The 18,772-nt window shown below is 55.7% G+C and carries 17 protein-coding genes and 1 riboswitch; of the genes, 8 read left to right on the forward strand and 9 right to left on the reverse strand.

Annotation, left to right across the window (positions count from 1 at the left end; all coding sequences use genetic code 11):
- Positions 1–185 precede the first annotated feature (185 nt).
- Positions 186–304, forward strand: a riboswitch (TPP riboswitch).
- A 44-nt stretch (positions 305–348) separates the two neighbouring features.
- The 4 genes from thiB to LB462_RS27570 all read left to right on the forward strand — a co-directional run bounded on the left by thiB (position 349) and on the right by LB462_RS27570 (position 5,373).
- Positions 349–1,365 carry a thiamine ABC transporter substrate binding subunit gene (thiB, locus tag LB462_RS27555; protein ID WP_224514693.1) on the forward strand — a complete coding sequence of 339 codons (1,017 nt, stop codon included), beginning with the start codon at positions 349–351 and terminating at the stop codon, positions 1,363–1,365.
- 4 nt (positions 1,366–1,369) lie between these two features.
- A complete protein-coding gene (gene thiP / locus LB462_RS27560) occupies positions 1,370–2,995 on the forward strand; it encodes a thiamine/thiamine pyrophosphate ABC transporter permease (RefSeq protein ID WP_224514695.1) in 1,626 nt (541 codons plus the stop codon).
- A 76-nt stretch (positions 2,996–3,071) separates the two neighbouring features.
- Entirely contained in the window at positions 3,072–3,746 is a 675-nt protein-coding gene (locus LB462_RS27565) for a thiamine ABC transporter ATP-binding protein (protein ID WP_370637323.1), read from the forward strand.
- A gap of 118 nt (positions 3,747–3,864) precedes the next feature.
- On the forward strand, positions 3,865–5,373 hold the full coding sequence (locus LB462_RS27570; RefSeq protein ID WP_370637322.1) for a M48 family metalloprotease: 1,509 nt from the start codon (positions 3,865–3,867) through the stop codon (positions 5,371–5,373).
- A gap of 52 nt (positions 5,374–5,425) precedes the next feature.
- Here LB462_RS27570 and LB462_RS27575 read toward each other — a convergent pair whose 3' ends face one another.
- The 6 genes from LB462_RS27575 to LB462_RS27600 form a co-directional block, all read right to left on the reverse strand.
- The gene (locus LB462_RS27575; RefSeq protein ID WP_224514698.1) at positions 5,426–6,025 is read right to left on the reverse strand and encodes a CarD family transcriptional regulator; all 600 of its coding nucleotides are present in this window, start codon (positions 6,023–6,025) and stop codon (positions 5,426–5,428) included.
- Between the two features lie 354 nt (positions 6,026–6,379).
- Positions 6,380–6,718 carry a ferredoxin FdxA gene (gene fdxA / locus LB462_RS27580; protein WP_112531007.1) on the reverse strand — a complete coding sequence of 113 codons (339 nt, stop codon included), beginning with the start codon at positions 6,716–6,718 and terminating at the stop codon, positions 6,380–6,382.
- 274 nt (positions 6,719–6,992) lie between these two features.
- On the reverse strand, positions 6,993–7,415 hold the full coding sequence (locus LB462_RS27585; RefSeq protein ID WP_224514700.1) for an RNA-binding S4 domain-containing protein: 423 nt from the start codon (positions 7,413–7,415) through the stop codon (positions 6,993–6,995).
- A gap of 2 nt (positions 7,416–7,417) precedes the next feature.
- Positions 7,418–10,480, reverse strand: coding sequence for a helicase-related protein (locus LB462_RS27590; protein ID WP_224514702.1), 3,063 nt, complete (start codon positions 10,478–10,480; stop codon positions 7,418–7,420).
- 571 nt (positions 10,481–11,051) lie between these two features.
- Positions 11,052–11,777 (reverse strand): beta-ketoacyl-ACP reductase, encoded by a 726-nt coding sequence (locus LB462_RS27595; RefSeq protein WP_112531010.1) that lies wholly within the window; start codon positions 11,775–11,777, stop codon positions 11,052–11,054.
- A 133-nt stretch (positions 11,778–11,910) separates the two neighbouring features.
- Positions 11,911–13,095 (reverse strand): acetyl-CoA C-acetyltransferase, encoded by a 1,185-nt coding sequence (locus LB462_RS27600; protein WP_224514704.1) that lies wholly within the window; start codon positions 13,093–13,095, stop codon positions 11,911–11,913.
- Between the two features lie 261 nt (positions 13,096–13,356).
- Between LB462_RS27600 and phaR the strand changes: the two genes are divergently transcribed.
- Together phaR and LB462_RS27610 are read left to right on the forward strand one after the other, a co-directional pair.
- Positions 13,357–13,971, forward strand: coding sequence for a polyhydroxyalkanoate synthesis repressor PhaR (gene phaR, locus LB462_RS27605; RefSeq protein WP_224514706.1), 615 nt, complete (start codon positions 13,357–13,359; stop codon positions 13,969–13,971).
- A gap of 42 nt (positions 13,972–14,013) precedes the next feature.
- Positions 14,014–14,292, forward strand: coding sequence for a cupin domain-containing protein (locus LB462_RS27610; RefSeq protein WP_224514708.1), 279 nt, complete (start codon positions 14,014–14,016; stop codon positions 14,290–14,292).
- A 69-nt stretch (positions 14,293–14,361) separates the two neighbouring features.
- Here the strand turns inward: LB462_RS27610 and rpmF are convergent, their stop codons facing one another.
- Positions 14,362–14,544, reverse strand: a complete 183-nt coding sequence (gene rpmF, locus LB462_RS27615; RefSeq protein WP_008121851.1) for a 50S ribosomal protein L32 — start codon at positions 14,542–14,544, stop codon at positions 14,362–14,364.
- 164 nt (positions 14,545–14,708) lie between these two features.
- A complete protein-coding gene (mtgA, locus tag LB462_RS27620) occupies positions 14,709–15,368 on the reverse strand; it encodes a monofunctional biosynthetic peptidoglycan transglycosylase (protein ID WP_370637324.1) in 660 nt (219 codons plus the stop codon).
- 248 nt (positions 15,369–15,616) lie between these two features.
- On the opposite strand from mtgA, the gene LB462_RS27625 reads away from it, so the two are divergent.
- On the forward strand, positions 15,617–16,534 hold the full coding sequence (locus LB462_RS27625) for a polyprenyl synthetase family protein (protein WP_224514778.1): 918 nt from the start codon (positions 15,617–15,619) through the stop codon (positions 16,532–16,534).
- Between the two features lie 3 nt (positions 16,535–16,537).
- Here LB462_RS27625 and ispG read toward each other — a convergent pair whose 3' ends face one another.
- A complete protein-coding gene (ispG, locus tag LB462_RS27630; protein ID WP_255627985.1) occupies positions 16,538–17,794 on the reverse strand; it encodes a flavodoxin-dependent (E)-4-hydroxy-3-methylbut-2-enyl-diphosphate synthase in 1,257 nt (418 codons plus the stop codon).
- A gap of 198 nt (positions 17,795–17,992) precedes the next feature.
- Here ispG and LB462_RS27635 point away from each other — a divergent pair, with 198 nt between their 5' ends.
- Positions 17,993–18,772: a 3-hydroxybutyrate dehydrogenase gene (locus LB462_RS27635; RefSeq protein ID WP_224514713.1), complete on the forward strand. Its 780-nt coding sequence runs from the start codon at positions 17,993–17,995 to the stop codon at positions 18,770–18,772.

Here is an 18,772-nt window from a genome sequence, read left to right on the forward strand (position 1 = left end):
CAACGTTAGCGGGCGGTCTTCGGATCGCATACCTTATCTACAAAGACGCGCTTCGACGACCGCCCGTCTTCCCAACATGCAAGCAATGGCCAGACTCAAGAGGAGGGCGTGGCAAGGGGGAAACTTATCGCTCAGTCGACAAGGTAAGTTGCTTGCACGGCAAAAGCTTTATCTCTAATCTTTGCAATGCTCTAACGGGGTGCCAATCCGAAAAGGATCGGCTGAGAGGCTCAAGGAGACATCCTGCCAACCCGCGGAACCTGATCCGGTTTGTACCGGCGGAGGGATTAGACGCGGCAATAAAGCCGGCGCACCAATCCTTTTGAATTTCAACTCTAGGAGGCGCCGATGCGGCTATTCGAGATTATTCTGAAATCTGCAACTGTCGCGGGCATTTTCGCACTTGCCCTTGCCGGACCGGCAAAAGCCGATGGCAAACTGACGGTCTATACCTATGAAAGCTTCACTGCCGAATGGGGTCCGGGGCCGAAAGTCAAAGAAGCCTTCCAAAAGCAATGCAATTGCACTGTGGACTTCGTCGCGGTCACGGACGGCGTCGCTCTGCTCAACCGTCTGAGACTTGAAGGCGCTTCAACCAAAGCCGATGTCGTGCTTGGCCTCGACACAAATCTGACCTATGAGGCGAAGGAGACAGGACTGTTCGCTCCGCACGCAATCGACACAAGTTCGATCAACATTCCGGGCGGCTATAAGGACGATACTTTCGTTCCCTACGACTACGGCTATTTTGCCGTGATCTACGATACGGAAAAGCTCAAGAATCCACCCACCAGTCTCAAGCTACTGGTCGAGGGTGATCCAAGCCAGAAAATCGTCATCGAGGACCCCCGCACGTCCACACCCGGCCTTGGCCTCTTGCTCTGGGTGAAGTCCGTCTATGGCGACAAGGCCAGCGAAGCCTGGGGTAAACTGAAGGATCGCGTGTTGACCGTGACGCCGGGCTGGTCGGAAGCCTACGGCCTGTTCACAAAGGGAGAAGCACCGCTCGTGCTTTCCTATACGACCTCGCCTGCCTATCACGTCATTGCCGAAAAGACCGACCGTTACAAGGCCGCTGCATTCGAAGAGGGTCATTATCTGCAGGTCGAAGTGGCCGCGCAAACTGTGAATGGCGCAAAAAACCCGCTTTCGGCGCAGTTCCTGACTTTCATGACCGGCACGGCATTTCAGGACACCATTCCGGAAAGCAACTGGATGTTTCCCGCGGCAAAGACAAGTGGGCCGCTCAACCCCGCCTTTGATGACCTGGTAAAGCCGGCGAAAACATTAATCTTTTCACCGGAGGAAGTGGCCAGGAATCGCAAAGCCTGGATTGATGAATGGCTGTCAGCCATGAGCCTGTAACAAATTGATATCCTTGAAGCCATTGGCGGGGGCTCTCGCCCTCGCCTTCCTTGCGCTGCTCGCGGGCGGTGCGTGCTTGAGCCTCGCAGTTGAAGCGCTGCGTGGCAGCACGGAAGGCTTTGCGGCCTTCGACGGCTATCTGTGGCGAATTGCCCGCTTCACTCTGCTGCAGGCGCTGCTCTCCATGCTGCTCTCGGTCGGGCTTGCCATCCCGCTTGCCCGCGCCCTCCACGCGCATCCTGACTTCCCGGGACGTACAATGATCTTGCGGCTCTTCGCCCTGCCGCTCGCGCTGCCAGCCCTTGTCGCCGTGCTCGGTGTCACCAGTATCTATGGACGCAATGGCCTGCTTGCTGCGCTGTTCAGCTGGCTGGGGCTGGACGTCATTCCCAATATTTACGGTCTAACCGGCATCCTCATCGCACACGTGTTTTTCAACCTTCCTCTGGCGACACGACTGCTGCTCTCGGGCATGGACTCTATTCCGGAAGACTATTGGAAACTCTCTTCCCAACTCGGCATGGGGAAATGGGCGCGGTTTCGGTTGATCGAATGGCCGGTGATCCTGCGCAACATTTCCGGAATCGCGGGGCTGATTTTCATGCTCTGTATTACATCGTTCACTATCGTCCTGACGCTCGGCGGCGGACCGCGTGCGACGACGCTTGAGGTTGCGATCTACCAATCGCTGCATTTCGATTTCGATATCGCCCGTGCGGTTTCGCTGACGCTTGTGCAATTGTGCCTGACGATTGCGGTTCTTTCGGTTCTGAGCCTAAGCGGGCGCCCGACTGAGGAGGGGTTCAGCCTGCACACGACGACGCGCCGCTTTGACCAGCCAACGTTAAGGACACGTCTTCTGGACGGAGCCACGATAATCCTCGGTCTTCTTTTCGTCGCGCTCCCCATAGGCGGAACAGTCGTTTCGGGGCTGGCGGCCGATCTTCTCCGACTACTGGGTGATAGCCTTGTTTGGCGCGCAATCCTGACCAGCATCGTGCTAGGAGCAAGTGCGGCTGCGCTGTCGCTGATCATTTCACTGGCGCTGGTGGTGGCCCGCGAATATCTTGCAAGCCGGCGTGGCTACGCCTCGCCAAAACTGTTTGAGCGCTCGCTTGATCGCGGTGCAAGTCTCATCATGGTCATTCCGCCGATCGTCATCGGCTCCGGCTGGTTTATCCTCTCACGCCATTTTGTCGATCCATTCAGTCTTGCACCCTTTATGGTCGTGAGCGTCAACGCGGCGATGGCTATCCCTTTTGCATTTCGCATACTGCGCCCGACTTGGGATACGGCGGCCAGCCGCCACAACAGGCTGTGTGCGCAATTGGGCATTACCGGATGGAACCGGCTTCGTCTTATCGACTGGCCGGTTCTGAAGCGGCCGTCGAGCGTCGCTTTCGCCTTTGCGATGGCCTTGTCGCTCGGCGACCTTGGAACGATCGCTCTCTTCGGCAACAATTCCATCCAGACTCTGCCCTATTTGCTGCTGCAACGCATGGGGAGCTATCGTACACAGGATGCGGCAGGCCTGGCATTGATCCTCGGTGTGCTGTGTTTGCTCCTGATGATCGCAGCTGACAAAGGTGCAGGCACTCTGGCAAAGAGAGAGGTCGCAAACATTGGCTAAGCGTTCCCGAACCGAGGCCCGGACCAAGGATAGTGCGGCCATCCGCCTCGATGCGGTCGACTTCGACTATGGTGACATGGCGATGCATTTCGACCTGACCATCGAACCGTCGACCATCACTGCGATCATAGGTCCAAGCGGTGCGGGAAAATCCACCCTGCTCAATCTCATCGCTGGATTTGAAACGGCTAAATCCGGCCGGATTGTGATTGCGGGTGCGGACGTAACCCATGCCGCGCCATCCGAAAGGCCCGTTTCGATGGTCTTCCAGGACAATAATCTCTTCGCGCATCTTGATGTTGCCGCCAACGTCGGGCTGGGCCGAAAGCCCAACCTCAGATTGGACGAAACTGACAAGGCAGCTGTTGCGGAGGCAATCGACAAGGTTGGCCTCTCCGGCAAGGAGCATCGAAAGCCGGAAGCTCTATCTGGCGGCGAGCGCCAGCGGGTGGCGATAGCGCGAGCGCTCGTACGGAACCGGCCGGTACTCTTGCTTGATGAGGCTTTCGCCTCTCTTGGTCCCGCTTTGCGGCATGAGATGCTCGACCTTGTCGGTGATCTGCAGGAAGAAACCGGTATGACCGTGGTCATGGTGACGCATCATCCCGGCGATGCTTTGCGCCTGCAATCCTTGCTGGTTTTCCTCGACAATGGGAAAGTCGTTGCTTCGGGACCGGCGGCAGACCTGCTCTCAACCAAGGCGCCAACGCTGTTGCGGAAATATCTCGGTGCAGAAGACTCTGCGCTTTGACATATTTTCGACGCGTTGCCACATTCAAGAACACAATGAAATTCTTGCTCACAGCTGCTTGTCGGGCTAGCAAGGGCACTAAAACACGCATCTGCTCGCGCGCGACGACAATGAGGACATGATTCTGGCTTCGCACCAATCCCCCAACTACAACGGATGGCTTCCAGCCGCTCGACGCAGGAATCTTGCGTCGGCAACGCTGCTGCTTGCCTTCCTGTCGGGGTGCCAGGTTCTCAATCTCACCAAGGACGACGCGTTAGGACCTTCGTCAAATCCGGTGACAGTCGACAATGTCACCAAGAACGACAGGCTGGCAAAGCTCAGTGCCGAGCAGCATCCTCGCATTCTTGCCACCTATGGCGGCGAATACAAGGATGCCAAGCTCGAACGCATGGTCGCCAAAGTCGTCGGTAACCTGACTACGGTTTCCGACAATCCAACGCATACCTATCGTATTACCATCCTCAACTCGCCCAATATCAATGCGTTCGCCCTCCCCGGCGGCTATCTTTATGTGACGCGTGGCCTTCTTGCCCTTGCCAATGACAGTGCGGAACTCGCAGCCGTCATCGCACATGAGATGGGTCATGTGATCGCCAATCACGGTATTGAACGCCAGCAGCGCGAGCAGGAAGCACAGATTGCCGGTCGCGTCGTTTCGGAAGTCTTGCAGGACGATAGTGCCGGACGCGAAGCACTGATTCGCGGAAAGCTGCGCATGGCGCAATTTTCGCGCAACCAGGAACTTCAGGCGGATGCCATTGGTATCAAGATGATCGGTGAAGCTGGCTATGATCCGTTCGCTGCCGCCCGCTTCCTCCAGTCCATGGCATCCTATGCGGATTTCCGCAGTGTATCGGGCGCGACCGATGCGAGCCTCGACTTTCTTGCCAGCCACCCTTCAGCACCACAGCGCATCGAACTCGCGCGCGGGCATGCCCGTCGTATCGGCGCACCGGGTGTAGGCACGACCGACCGTGACTCGTTCCTGCAGGGCATCGACGGTATCCTCTATGGCGACACCCCCGAGGAAGGTTACGTTCGTGGACGCAACTTCGTTCATCCGCTGCTTGGTGTAAGCTTCACCGTTCCCGAGGGTTTTACTATCGACAACAGCGCAGACGCGGTCATGGCGACGGGACCGGGCGAGGTGGCAATACGCTTCGACGGGACGCAGGTCTCCGGTAATCCGTCGATGACGGATTACATGCGCAGCGGCTGGGTTACGGGTCTTGACAATGCCAGCGTTCAGGCGGCGACTTTCAACGGAATGCCCGCCGCAAGCGCAAAAGCCCGAGCGGATCGTTGGGAATTCGACATATTCGTCGTCAATGCCGGAAACCGGATTTACCGCTTCCTGACAGCCGCTCCAACAGGAAGCACCGCGCTGATGCCGGCTTCGCAGACGGTTATCCGGAGCTTCCACCTGCTGACACCGGAGGAGAAAGCAAATACCAAGCCCCTGCGCATCCGGGTCGTCACAGTTAAGCCCGGTGACACGCTGGTCAGCCTCTCCAACCAGATCATGGGCACCGATCGAAAGCTCGACCTCTTCCGCCTGATCAATGCACTGCCGCCGGGTGGAACGGTATCCGCCGGCGACAAGGTCAAAATCATCAGCGAATAAAAAAGCCCGGCAATGCCGGGCTTTTCTCTTATGCGTCGGATGAAACCCGTTGTTATGCGGCTTCTTCCTGCTCGTCTTCAACAACGACGTCTGCTTCAACCTCGGCCTCTTCAGCCTTGGCGCCACGCTTCGGTCCTTTGGCGAGATTAACCTCGATAAGGCGGACAGCTTCTGTTTCCGACATCTTGTTGACGGCGGAAATCTCGCGAGCCATACGATCCAGTGCTGCTTCATAAAGCTGACGTTCTGAATATGACTGTTCTGGCTGGTTGTCAGCTCGGAAAAGGTCCCGCACGACTTCCGAAATCGAAATCAGGTCGCCGGAATTGATCTTCGCATCATATTCCTGGGCACGGCGGGACCACATGGTCCGCTTGATACGAGCGCGTCCCTGGACAACCTTCAACGCACGATCAACATAGTCTGTCTCTGAAAGTTTCCGCATACCGATAGCTGTTGCCTTGGCGACCGGTACCTTCAAGCGCATTTTGTCTTTCTGAAAATCAATAACGAACAGCTCAAGCTTGTGGCCCGCAACTTCCTGTTCCTCGATATTGACAATTTGTCCTACGCCGTGGGCCGGATATACAATAAACTCGCCCGTCTTAAATCCGATACGCTGGGCGGTCTTTTTCTGCTGAACTGCTGTCATGCGCTTAACTACTCCTTGCTGCGCCCGGCAAAACGCACCGGTCAAACCAATCACTGGAAACCGGAACCCGGTTTGTCGGCCGCCAATTGTCACGCAAAAGCAATCCGGACAAAACAGATTGATGGGCAAACAAACAACACGCCCTGAACTGCAGAGTCCGAAATAAATCTAGCCGATTGGTGATTTATGCTTTAGCGCCACGAAATTTGACGTCCAATGATCAACATATGCCGTTACACTATCACGAAAAGTGATTAGAATCAACTTTTTGCTGCGCCTGCGCAAAAGGCGCAATATTTCAAGATGCGCCCTGCGATAAAAATCGGTTATTTATTTCTAAACTCGAATAAAATATCAGTCGCCCTCGCCAGGCTCTGGCGAAAAGAATTTTTCAAACTTGCCTTCGATACCATCCATATCCTTGGCGTCCGCAGGAGCATCGCGCTTCTGCGAAATATTAGGCCATTTCTCGGCGTACTCAGCATTTATCTGCAGCCAGTTGTCCAAGCCCGGTTCGGTATCGGGTTTGATAGCTTCCGCAGGGCATTCAGGTTCGCAAACGCCGCAATCAATGCACTCGTCCGGATGTATGACGAGCATGTTATCGCCCTCGTAGAAACAATCGACAGGACAGACCTCAACGCAATCCATATATTTGCAGCGGATGCAATTGTCGGTCACAACATAAGTCATTTATTGGCTCCTGAAGACACCACGTGTCAGCCGTTGAGGTAACGATTCGATGCCGGGCTGACAAGAGGGGAAAAACGGCTGCGGCACCAGAACGCGGTCGGGATTCCCTTAAAGCTAGGGACATCGGCGTTCACGGCGCCATTCATGGCATTGCGACACGCAATCGACAAGCAACGCCTATCCCATACTGACGCGCTTCGTGGAATAATATTTTAGCTTCCGAGCCACTGGTAGAGAGGATTTCGACACGATAGCCAATATTCGAAATTTAACATCATTCACCCGAATTGTCGTCGTCGCTCTGCATCAACCGGTCAACCTGCCGACGTTCACGTTTTGTCGGGCGACCGCTGCCCGCATCGCGCTTGGGTAATCCGTCAAGAGCAGTGATGCTGTTTTTGGGCGGAGGCGGCGGCGAGATGTCTTCGTACAATGTTCGCGCCTCCTCAGCCGGGCCTCGGCGCGTTCCACCAGAGACCACCCTGTAGATGAGAATACGCCGATCAAGAGTGATCGTCAGCACATCCCCGGGTTTCACGCCATGCGATGGCTGATCGATCTTGTCTCTGTTGGACCGAACACTGCCGCCAGAGACGAGCTTGGCCGCGAGGGCACGGGATTTGACCACTCGGGCGAAGAACAGCCATTTGTCAATGCGCTGCCTTGCACTGTCGTGATTCGAGGACGCGCCCACCATCCCTATTTCTTCATTTGTTCCTTCAGTGCCAGCAGCTTGGCAAAGGGAGAATCCATGTCGATCTTGACCGGACGCTCGTCACGTTCCGGGCGCTTCTGAAGCGGTGGCTTGCCAGCGGACTTTCCATTATCGCCTTGCTTAAAACGATCCTTGCCGTTTGACTTGCCTTTGCCGCGGAATTGTTCCTTGCGCGCACCCTGTTCGTTCTGCTGATTTGCATCGCGTTCATTCCGAGCAGGGCGCTGTTCGCCTTGGACACTGCGCGCCTGTCCGCCGCGATGATGCTCGCGTTTCTCCTGGTGCCCGCGATTGTTGCGGCCGTCAAAACGCGCCTGGCGCCAGAGCAGAATTGGCTTCGGCGCTTCTTCAGCCACAGTTTGCACAACAGTCGGGGCAGGCTCGTCAGCGGATGCACTGGTTTCTGCGATCGGTTCCGGCTGGAGCTCTCCGTCGGCAGACGGTTCAGTGGAATTAACGGCTGCTTCCGTAGGTGTAACGTTCTCTTCTTCAGCGACCGCTGGGCCCGACGTGGCGGCAACCACAGCCACTGGGTCGGCAGGCACTGGCACTGTATCGAGTTCTGTCAGTTTGGCAGCAACAATTGCTGCTTCGACCGATTCAGGACGATAGCCGAGGCTTTTGAGAATTTCTTCCATATCGTCGGCGGTAGCACCGAGGATCGACATCATCGACGGAGTCACCACAAAACGAGTTCCATCATACGCGCCGTCCGGCCGTGTACCGGTTCCAGGCTTCCAGCCAAGTGCAGGCCGGATAAGATCGGCGAGGCGCTCAAGAATGTCGATTCGCACTGCGCGCCGGCCGAGGAGGCGGTAGCCTCCAAGCCGATAGAAGGCTGGATCAAAGCTCGGGTCAGTAACCACGGACGTGCGTCCAGCGGATAAAACCTGAACCACATCTCCATAGCCGGGGCGATCCTTGGCGTCGTCCTTAAGCGCCCACAAAAGAGTCAGCAGACCGGCCGGCGCAGGCTTGAGCAGTGCCGGCAGGAATACATGGTAAGCTCCAAAGCGGACCCCAAGACGGCGCAGAGCTGCACGTGAATCCTGATCGAGGCCACGGACGTCTTCCGCAACATCACGGCGCTGAAGGACGCCGAAATTCTCCACGAGCTGGAAAGCAAGGCCCTTGGTGATACCAACGAGCGCATCGGCATTGGCAAGGTCAACAAGTGGCTTCAGGATCGTATCTATGTGATGGGCGAGAAAACGATCGACGCGCGCCGCGACCTTGTCCCGCGCCGGACCTGTCAATTGCTCATCGGCAAGCAGAACAGCACGAGGCTTCAGCGCTTGCTCACCCGAGACGACCGAGGCAACCGGCGCGCCGATCCATCGCAAGGTCCCGTCGGAGCCGAGGGCGAAATCGCCATTGGCCGAAGCGGAGAACCGCTCGACGCGATTTTCGAATTCCGTCGCAAGCGCTTTCTGCGCTGCAGCCTTGACGGCCTTCGCGTCCGTTCCATCGACTTGGGCGTCCGTAGTGAAACGGAACCCATCCAAACGTCCAACATGATGCCCCTCGACAACAACGTCCCCGGCAGGGCTAATTTCGGCTTCTAGCATTGTATTCTCTCTCAGGCGCCTCATAAGCACGCTTGTCCTGCGGTCTACGAAGCGTTTCGTCAACCTTTCATGCAGTGCATCTGATAGTCTGTCCTCAATTTCACGCGTCTTTTCTTGCCAATGTGCCTGATCTGCAAGCCATCCAGGCCTGTGAGACACAAAAGTCCAGGTTCTGATCTGGGCGATCCGCCGTGAAAGCGCGTCGATATCGCCATCCGTGGAATCGGCGCGGCGAACCTCTTCGGCCATATAATTCTCGTTCACATGGCCTTTATCCGCAAGGTCGGTATAGATCGATGCGATAATGTCGGCGTGCTGGGCTGGCGCGATCTTGCGATAGTCGGGCAGCGCGCAGGCATCCCACAAAAGAGCTACACGTTCAGGCGTGGTGGCCAGTGGTGCGACATCCGGGTCGTTGGACAAATATTCCAGCGCCTGTTGGTCGACCGCAGGCAGAGCACGCGTCAATCCTTCGATAGGAGCGGGCGTATCAATGGATCTCTTTAGCGCGTCCAGGCTGGAATAGTCAAAGCGAGCCGTGCGCCACTGCAGGATCTTGACTGCGTCGAAGGAATGGGATTCCACTCTTTGTACCAGTTCCTCCGAGAACCCTGACACTTGGCCGGTCACTCCGAACGTACCGTCGCGCAAATGCCTGCCGGCGCGTCCAGCTATCTGCCCGATCTCTCCAGGGGAGAGGTTCCGAAATTGGTAGCCATCGAATTTGCGGTCTTGAGCGAAGGCCACATGATCGACATCGAGATTGAGGCCCATGCCAATGGCGTCTGTGGCGACCAGATAGTCGACATCACCAGATTGATAGAGATCGACCTGCGCGTTACGCGTGCGCGGACTGAGAGCACCCATGACCACCGCCGCGCCACCACTTTGACGCCGTATCAGCTCTGCGATGGAGTAAACCTCCTCGGCAGCAAAGGCCACTATCGCGGAGCGGGGGGGAAGGCGGGTTATCTTCTTGGAACCTGCATAGGCGAGGTTTGAAAGTCGTGGCCGTGTGACGACTGAGACACCGCGCAGGAGCTTTTCGAGTATCCCGCGCATCGTCGCAGCACCAAGCAACAACGTCTCCTGACGACCGCGTAGATGCAGTATGCGATCGGTGAAAATATGGCCCCGTTCAAGATCATTGGCGAGTTGCACTTCATCGATGGCGACAAAATCCACATCGGTCTGGCGGGGCATCGCTTCAACCGTGCAGACCGAATAGCGAGCTCCAGGGGGATTGATCTTTTCCTCACCGGTAATCAGCGCGACATTTGCCAGCCCCACCCTGTCCGCCACACGGTGATAAACCTCCCGGGCGAGCAAACGGAGTGGCAGGCCGATCATTCCGGTCTGATGGGCAAGCATCCGCTCGATCGCTAGATGGGTTTTCCCTGTATTTGTAGGCCCCAGGACGGCTGTAACATCGCGGCCAGTTAAGACCAGGGGAAGTTCGGGGTTGGGCATAAGGTTCATCAATTACAATCCAATACCGGCCACCAAGGCGGTGAAAGCCGGGCATGCATTTTCGATTAGCATTTTAAGCGTCCGACAGAAAGTAGGCGGGGCAATCCAGATAAACAATCGCGAACCGATTCACGGAGTGTACCGTAACGAAATAGAACGCGAGGCGAACGAATCAGCTACGAAACGGCTCTAGGACGTGATTCCTGATTTGTTCACGGCCATATCTAGCTTGTTGGGCGCGAATTTGCACTACATGCTGAATCATTGAAAATGGGCCTGGCCAGGTTGCATTTCTCCGAGGCGCGTCTGTCAACCCATGATCGTGACCATGTTCTTCAATACTAAAGACAAATGATTTCTTATGGTTAGCTGATCCATGCGAGCTTGCCCTAACAACTGTTGTTGCCATTCCGGTCGAGCCAAGTGGAATCGGCGCCTCGCGAGATTTCCGTTTTGTTCACCACACATATTTGGTGCTGCTGCAACAGAAACCGCACAACGCGCAACGATTCATATGCATTTATAGGACAAGATTCAGGCGTTCGTCCAAGTTGTTGGCGCCACGCATGTTCCGTTATGTTCAGGTCGAATATTGTCCACCATTGGCCGTGAGTGTAGACCCGGTAATGAAACCCGCATCGTCAGATGCGAGAAACACCACACAGCGCGCTACTTCTTCCGGTTCGCCAAGGCGTCCGACCGGAATTTGCGGTATTATCCGCTCATTGAGCACTTTCTCATCGATTGCCCGTACCATCTCAGTGCCTATGTAGCCAGGGCAGATGGCATTGACCGTAATGCCGGCACGCGCGCCCTCTTGAGCCAAAGCCTTCGTGAAGCCGATATCACCCGCCTTTGAAGCCGAATAGTTGGCTTGGCCCGCCTGGCCCTTTTGTCCGTTGATCGAAGAAATGTTGATCACCCGGCCAAATTTGCGGTCGCGCATACCGCTCCACACTGGATGGGTCATATTAAACAGGCCGGTAAGATTGGTATTGATTACGTCACTCCATTGGCCCGGTGTCATCTTGTGGAACATGGCATCACGCGTGATGCCGGCGTTGTTCACCAGCACAGCGACGGGACCGAGTTCTGCTTCGATCCTTGCAATACCTGCTGCGCATTCCTCATAATTGGAGACATCCCACTTATAGGTCGCGATTCCGGTCTTTTTTCCGAATTCTTTGGCGGCCTCATCATTGCCAGCGTAATTAGCCGCAACCTTGTATCCAGCAGCTTTCAAGGCGACGCATATTGCTGCACCTATGCCGCGCGTTCCACCTGTTACGATTGCTGTTTTTGTCATTTGCCCATCCCTCCCTCAAACTGATCTCGTATAACGCTGTGCGACTATGAAAAACATGAAACGGCTTATTGGTTGGACCAGCAACCGTCGACATAAAAACCGGCCCAATAATATTGAGCCGGTTGAAGCACTGTTAGTCCTTGATGCGCTCTACACAAAGCGCGACACCCATGCCGCCGCCGATGCAGAGCGTAGCGAGGCCCTTTGTGCCGTTGCGACGCTTCAACTCGAACAGCAATGTGTTGAGAACACGAGCACCGGAGGCGCCAATTGGATGGCCGATGGCAATTGCGCCACCATTCACGTTGACTATGTCCGGGTTGAATCCGAGATCCTTGTTGACAGCGCAGGCCTGTGCCGCAAAAGCTTCGTTTGCCTCAACAAGATCAAGATCTTCGGCTGTCCAACCGGCCTTTTCAAGGGCTTTGCGCGAGGCCGGGATCGGTCCCGTTCCCATGATGGATGGATCAACACCAGCTGTTGCCCAAGATGCGATCCTTGCCAGTGGCTTGATGCCGCGACGCTTGGCTTCTTCCTCGCTCATCAGCACCACCGCGGCGGCCCCGTCATTGAGACCCGATGCATTGCCTGCAGTCACAGTCCCGTCCTTGTCGAAAGCCGGCCGCAACTTCGCCAGTGAGTCCAGTGTTGCTCCATGGCGGATATATTCATCGTCAGCGACGACAACGTCGCCTTTGCGCGTTCTAACCGTAAACGGCACGATTTCATCCTTGAACTTGCCAGCCTTTTGAGCTGCCTCGGCTTTGTTCTGTGAGCCAAGCGCGAACTTGTCCTGTTCCTCGCGGGTCAACTGCCACTTGGTGGCGATGTTTTCGGCTGTAATACCCATGTGATAACCGTGGAAGGCATCGGTCAAACCATCCTTGATCATCGTATCGATTAGCTTCATGTCGCCCATTTTGGTACCACTGCGAAGATGCGCGCAATGGGGTGACAACGACATCGATTCCTGACCTCCGGCAACAACGATAGTGGCATCACCCATGGCAATCTGTTGCATGCCGAGAGCAACCGCGCGCAATCCGGAACCGCAAACCTGGTTCAGGCCCCAAGCGGTCGCTTCCTGCGGGATACCAGCGGCCATCGCTGCCTGTCTCGCCGGATTCTGGCCTTCGCCAGCGCCAAGCACCTGCCCCATGATCACCTCATCGACGTCCGCCCCGTCAACCCCAGCGCGGCTCAGAACTTCCTTGATGACGGCTGCGCCCAGTTCATGTGCCGGAACATTGGCAAACGCACCGTTGAACGATCCAACGGGGGTACGGGCGGCACTTGCGATGACGATGGATTGGGTCATAACGTTTCCTCATATTTGTCATTCTGAATTCATAAAGCATATATCGGTCAGAATTAGCTGCCTTCAACAGTTTGACAAGGCCCATTTAAGTATCAGACGCAAATATCGCTCATCGCACTGCAGCATTGGACACAACGCACTGCGTTGAATGCAATGCACAAATCGCTTTGAATTGGCGCGCTTTGCCCCTATCCTCTCAAGTCTATCCGTAAGCCGGCACGCAAATTCGGCGGAGGAAACGAAGTTTTGGGGAGTTGAGTAATGGCAGCGAAAACCGGGGACATCGTCATAAAAAAATACGCCAACCGGCGTCTCTACAACACCGGAACAAGTACTTACGTGACGTTGGAAGACCTGGCAGAGATGGTGAAGCGCAATGAGGACTTTACCGTTCAGGATGCAAAGACTGGCGAGGACATTACTCACTCAGTTCTGACCCAGATTATTTTCGAGCTTGAGAACAAGGACGGGCAGAACATGCTGCCTATCCCGTTCTTGCGCCAATTGATTGCCTATTATGGCGACCAAATGCAGGTTGTGCTTCCAACGTTCCTTGAACAGTCCATGTCAGCCTTTGCAAAGGAGCAGGAGCGCATGCGCGAGCAGCTAACGGCGGCGTTCGGCAAGACGCCAATGGACATGATGAATGTTAGCGCCCCGCTTAAACTGGTCGAAGAGCAGGTACGTCGCAACACGGAAATGTTGCAGCATGCCATGCGCATGTTCACGCCTTTTCCCTTGAACAAGACCACCACTCCTTCTGAGCCCGATGATGCGCACGCGCCCGAGAAGCCCGCAAAGGATACGGGGCTCGATGAGTTGAAGGAGCAGATTGCCGCTATGCAGCGCAAACTCGACTCCCTTGATAAACAATGATCGCTGGGGATACAGCTAACCATTAACGGCGGAGTACTCGGTATGGCAGCGGCCAAAGCAACGGTATTCATCGACAATGAGCGCGTCGTCGTTACAGAATATCGTTTTGCTGTCGGAGAGAACACGGGTTGGCACAGGCACGCGCGTGACTATGTCGTCGTCCCGCTGATGGACGGACGGGTCAAGCTGATGACGAAGGACGGTGAATCATTTGCAGAAATGAAAAAGGGCGTTCCCTATTTCCGGACTGAGGGCGTCGAGCATGACGTCGTTAACGCCAATGATGATGAATATGCTTTTATCGAGATCGAGCTGAAATAGCTCAAGTGCTGCGCACAAACAAAAAGACCGGCACAACGGCCGGTCTTTTAATACGAATTCGGAAGAGAATTAGCCTTCCTTCGGCGTCAGAACCTGACGGCCACGGTACATGCCGGTCTTCAGATCGACGTGATGCGGACGGCGCAGTTCGCCTGAATTCTTGTCTTCGACGTAAGTCGGTGCCTTCAGCGCGTCAGCGGAACGGCGCATGCCGCGCTTCGACGGAGAAGTTTTTCGTTTAGGTACAGCCATTGTTCCAGCTCCAGTAATCAGTCAAAATCCGGCACTGGCCCGATTGAGCCTGTCGCAATGGACAAAATTCCGGAAAGTTCGGTGGGGCTATACACGTCCTGAGGGCTTTTGACCAGCAGGACTCGCATATTTTTTGTCGCCGAAGCTTTTATTGGCAGATTCGTCTAGTTGACGCACCCGACATAGGCCCCGGCGCCGCGCGCTCTGCGTTCGTTGACCCGCGCCAATGTCTGCATGCCACGGCCGGGCCGCGCAGGGTTGCGCACAATTGGATTAGGCAACGTCACCGCAAGATAAGCGGCCTGACGCGGCGAAAGCTTTGCTGCGCTTGTCTTGAAATGATATTGGGCCGCGGCTTCAATACCATAAATGCCGGGCCCCCATTCAGCGATGTTCAGGTAGATTTCCAGCAACCGCTGCTTGGGCAGAATAAGATCTGTCAGCACGGCCAGAGGTACTTCCAGTCCTTTGCGGATGAATGAGCGACTTGTCCACAGGAACAGGTTTTTGGCTGTCTGCATCGGAATCGTCGATGCGCCCCGCGTCTGTTCGCCGTCAATCGTATCCGAAACGACGGAATTCAATGCATCCCAGTCCACGCCATTGTGAAAACAAAACCTCGCATCCTCAGACATCATCACCGAATTGACGAGAGATGGAGATATCTGGTCGAGTGGCACCCAGCGGCGATCATAGCCGGAAAATGTCACAAGATCTTTCACCATCAGGGTAGAAATCGGATGGATGAAGGGCAACCGGTAAAGACTGAGCAGGATGATCGGCAACATTATTAGCACGATAACCAGCATAACGAGATAGCGCACGGCGCGCCCGACGGGCGAACGTCCAGGATTGACCAGATAACCTCTGCCCCGCTTGTTTCTGACGAGAAGCCTTGCCACACATATCTTCCATTTGAATATTCCTGTCGGACATAAAGCAAAGAACGGCAGAAGGGAATTCTTTCTACGATTTTCTGAGCCGTGCACACAGGGACCACTGCAGAAATGCAATCGCGTTTGCCCAGAGGCCATTGACCGGAAGTCAATTTATCGGCAATTGGCTGAGTATGATGACTGATCGGGATTTCTCGTTGTTCCAGATTACCTTACAGCAGCGCGCGGCTTCGGTTGAAGCGCTGCTAGGCAATTTGCTGTCGGATAGCCCGCAAACCGGCGAGATCAGCCGGCCGCCCCGATTGATGGCTGCGATACGCCACAGCGTGTTGAATGGCGGCAAGCGCCTTCGGCCGTTTCTGGTTATGGAAAGCGCCGCCCTTTTTAAAGCAGATAATCTTGCCGCTTTGCGCGTTGCTGCGGCGCTCGAATGCATTCACAGCTACTCTCTCGTCCACGACGATCTGCCGGCCATGGACAATGATGACCTGCGGCGCGGTCAGCCGACGGTACATCGGAAATTCGATGAAGCCACTGCCATCCTTGCTGGAGATAGCCTCCTGACTTATGCATTCGAATTGATTGCCAGCGAGGAAACCGAGCTTAATGCCCAAGCAAGAGTAGCGCTCATCGCGACGCTCGCCAGCGCAGCAGGAGTTGGCGGCATGGTAGGTGGTCAGGCGCTCGATCTTGAGGCGGAAAAGGTAAAACCAGACGAGCAAGGCATCATCCGCTTGCAGGCAATGAAGACCGGGGCACTGATCCGTTTTGCCTGCGAGGCCGGCGCTATCGTTGGCCACTCCAACTCCGAGGACCGCGAGCGGCTGGCGGAGTATGGCGCTGCCATTGGCCTCGCCTTCCAACTTGCTGATGATCTGCTCGATGTTACCGCCGATGCAAGCCACATGGGCAAAGCAACGGGCAAAGATGCAGCGGCAGGCAAGGCCACACTTGTCTCCATGCATGGCATAGAGTGGACCCAGCGTCAGTTGGTCGGTCTGGTCGCGCAGGCGGAAGAGCTTCTTGCTCCCTTTGGTGAGAAAGCAGCACTGCTTAAGGATGCGGCGCGCTTTATTGCCGAAAGGCAGAGCTAGGAACTATTCTGCAGCGTGCGAACCCGCACCATGGCCGAAGCGGTTCTCGATGTAATCTGCCACCATTTTCTGGAATTCCTGAGCGATACCTGCGCCGCGCAAGGTTGCAACCTTCTTGCCGTCAACAAATACGGGTGCGGACGGTGTTTCGCCTGTTCCCGGCAGCGAAATGCCGATATCCGCCATTTTGGACTCTCCGGGACCATTGACGATACACCCCATAACGGCGACGTTTAGCGCTTCAACGCCTGGATATTTTTCGCGCCAGATCGGCATATTGGTTCGGATATCGCTCTGAATGGATTGTGCCAATTCCTGGAATACCGTTGAGGTCGTCCGGCCGCATCCAGGACACGCGGCAACTATCGGGATAAACTGCCGAAAGCCCATGGTTTGCAAAAGTTCTTGCGCCACCTGGACTTCGCGAGTGCGATCGCCGCCTGGTTCAGGCGTAAGAGAAATGCGGATCGTGTCACCGATACCCTGTTGCAACAGTATCCCCATCGCGGCCGAAGAAGCCACGATGCCCTTTGTACCCATGCCGGCTTCGGTCAGCCCGAGATGCAGGGCGTGATCGCAACGTCGCGCAAGTTCGGTATAAACGGCAATCAGATCCTGAACCTGACTTACTTTTGCGGAGAGAATGATCTTCGAACGCGGCAGGCCAATCTCTTCAGCAAGTTGCGATGAAATGAGCGCAGACTGCACAATCGCTTCCCGCGTTACGGCCTCCGCCGTCAGGGGCGCGCCAGCAGCATGATTCTGGTCCATCAGGGCAGTCAGCAGTTCCTGATCGAGCGACCCCCAGTTTACACCGATGCGAACCGGCTTGTCATAGCGGATTGCCATTTCGATGATGGCGCCGAACTGTGCGTCCTTCTTGTCCTTGAATCCAACATTGCCAGGATTGATGCGGTACTTGGCCAACGCTTCGGCGCAAGCCGGATGGTCAGCCAGAAGCTTGTGGCCGATATAGTGGAAATCGCCCACCAGCGGGACCGAGAGACCCAGCCGGTCGAGGCGTTCACGAATCTTCGGGACGGCTGCAGCCGATTCATCACGGTCAACTGTAATGCGGACAATCTGCGAGCCCGCCCTGGACAGAGCGGCCACCTGCGCCACAGTACCATCCACATCGGCGGTATCCGTATTGGTCATCGATTGAACGACAACCGGCGCTCCGCCACCCACCATGACGCCGCCTACATCGACACCGACTGACGGCCGCCGGCCAAAAGGTTGCGAGTAATAGTCTGACATCGTCAAGCTCCAGATATGCTGTTCAGGTGGCGCAGCTATCGCCGTTTGTCAACTCCGTACTTACCAAGGAGGGGCTACGCCTGCACTGCAGAGCTTGTATGACAAAGTGTTCATACTGCACATCTAGCAATTTTGCTGCGATGCAATATATTCTGTCGGCCTTCTGCACGCACGGTTGATCAATCAAAGGAAATAACCATGGCCAAAAAGACCGCAGTCGTTACAGGCTCGAATTCCGGCATCGGGCTCGGTTCCGCGCATGCTCTTGCTGCAGCAGGATACAATGTTGTGATCAACTCATTCACTGACCGGCCCGAAGATCATGCACTTGCCAGGGAAATTGCCGAGAAGTACGGCGTAGAGGTAGCCTATATCAAGGCAGACATGTCGAACGGTACCGAGTGCCGGACCCTGATTGAAAAGGCCGCCCAAACCTTTGGCAGTGTCGATGTCCTGGTCAACAATGCCGGAATTCAGTTCGTTGCGCCTGTCGATGAGTTCCCAACGGAAAAGTGGGACGCAATCATCGCCATCAATCTGACATCGGCATTTCATACGACTGCTGCTGCCCTTCCATACATGAAGAAAGCCGGGTGGGGGCGCATCATAAATATTGCGTCAGCTCATGGGCTGAGGGCCTCGCCATTCAAATCAGCCTATGTCGCGGCTAAGCATGGCGTGCTTGGCTTTACCAAGACTGTTGCGCTGGAAGTTGCAGAAAAACACATCACGAGCAATGCAATCTGTCCCGGTTATGTGCTTACCCCGCTCGTCGAGGCTCAGATACCCGATCAGATGAAAGCGCATGATATGGATCGTGAGACCGTTATCCGCGAGGTCATGCTTGATAAGCAGGCGACCAAGGAGTTTGCTACTGTAGACCAGATTGGCGCAACCGTCGTGTTCCTCGCCAGCGACGCCGCCGCGCAGATCACCGGAACCTCCATATCCGTCGATGGTGGCTGGACAGCGCAGTGA

The sequence above is a fragment of the Phyllobacterium chamaecytisi genome, assembly GCF_020164455.1.
In the GTDB taxonomy this organism is placed as follows: Bacteria; Pseudomonadota; Alphaproteobacteria; order Rhizobiales; family Rhizobiaceae; genus Phyllobacterium; species Phyllobacterium chamaecytisi.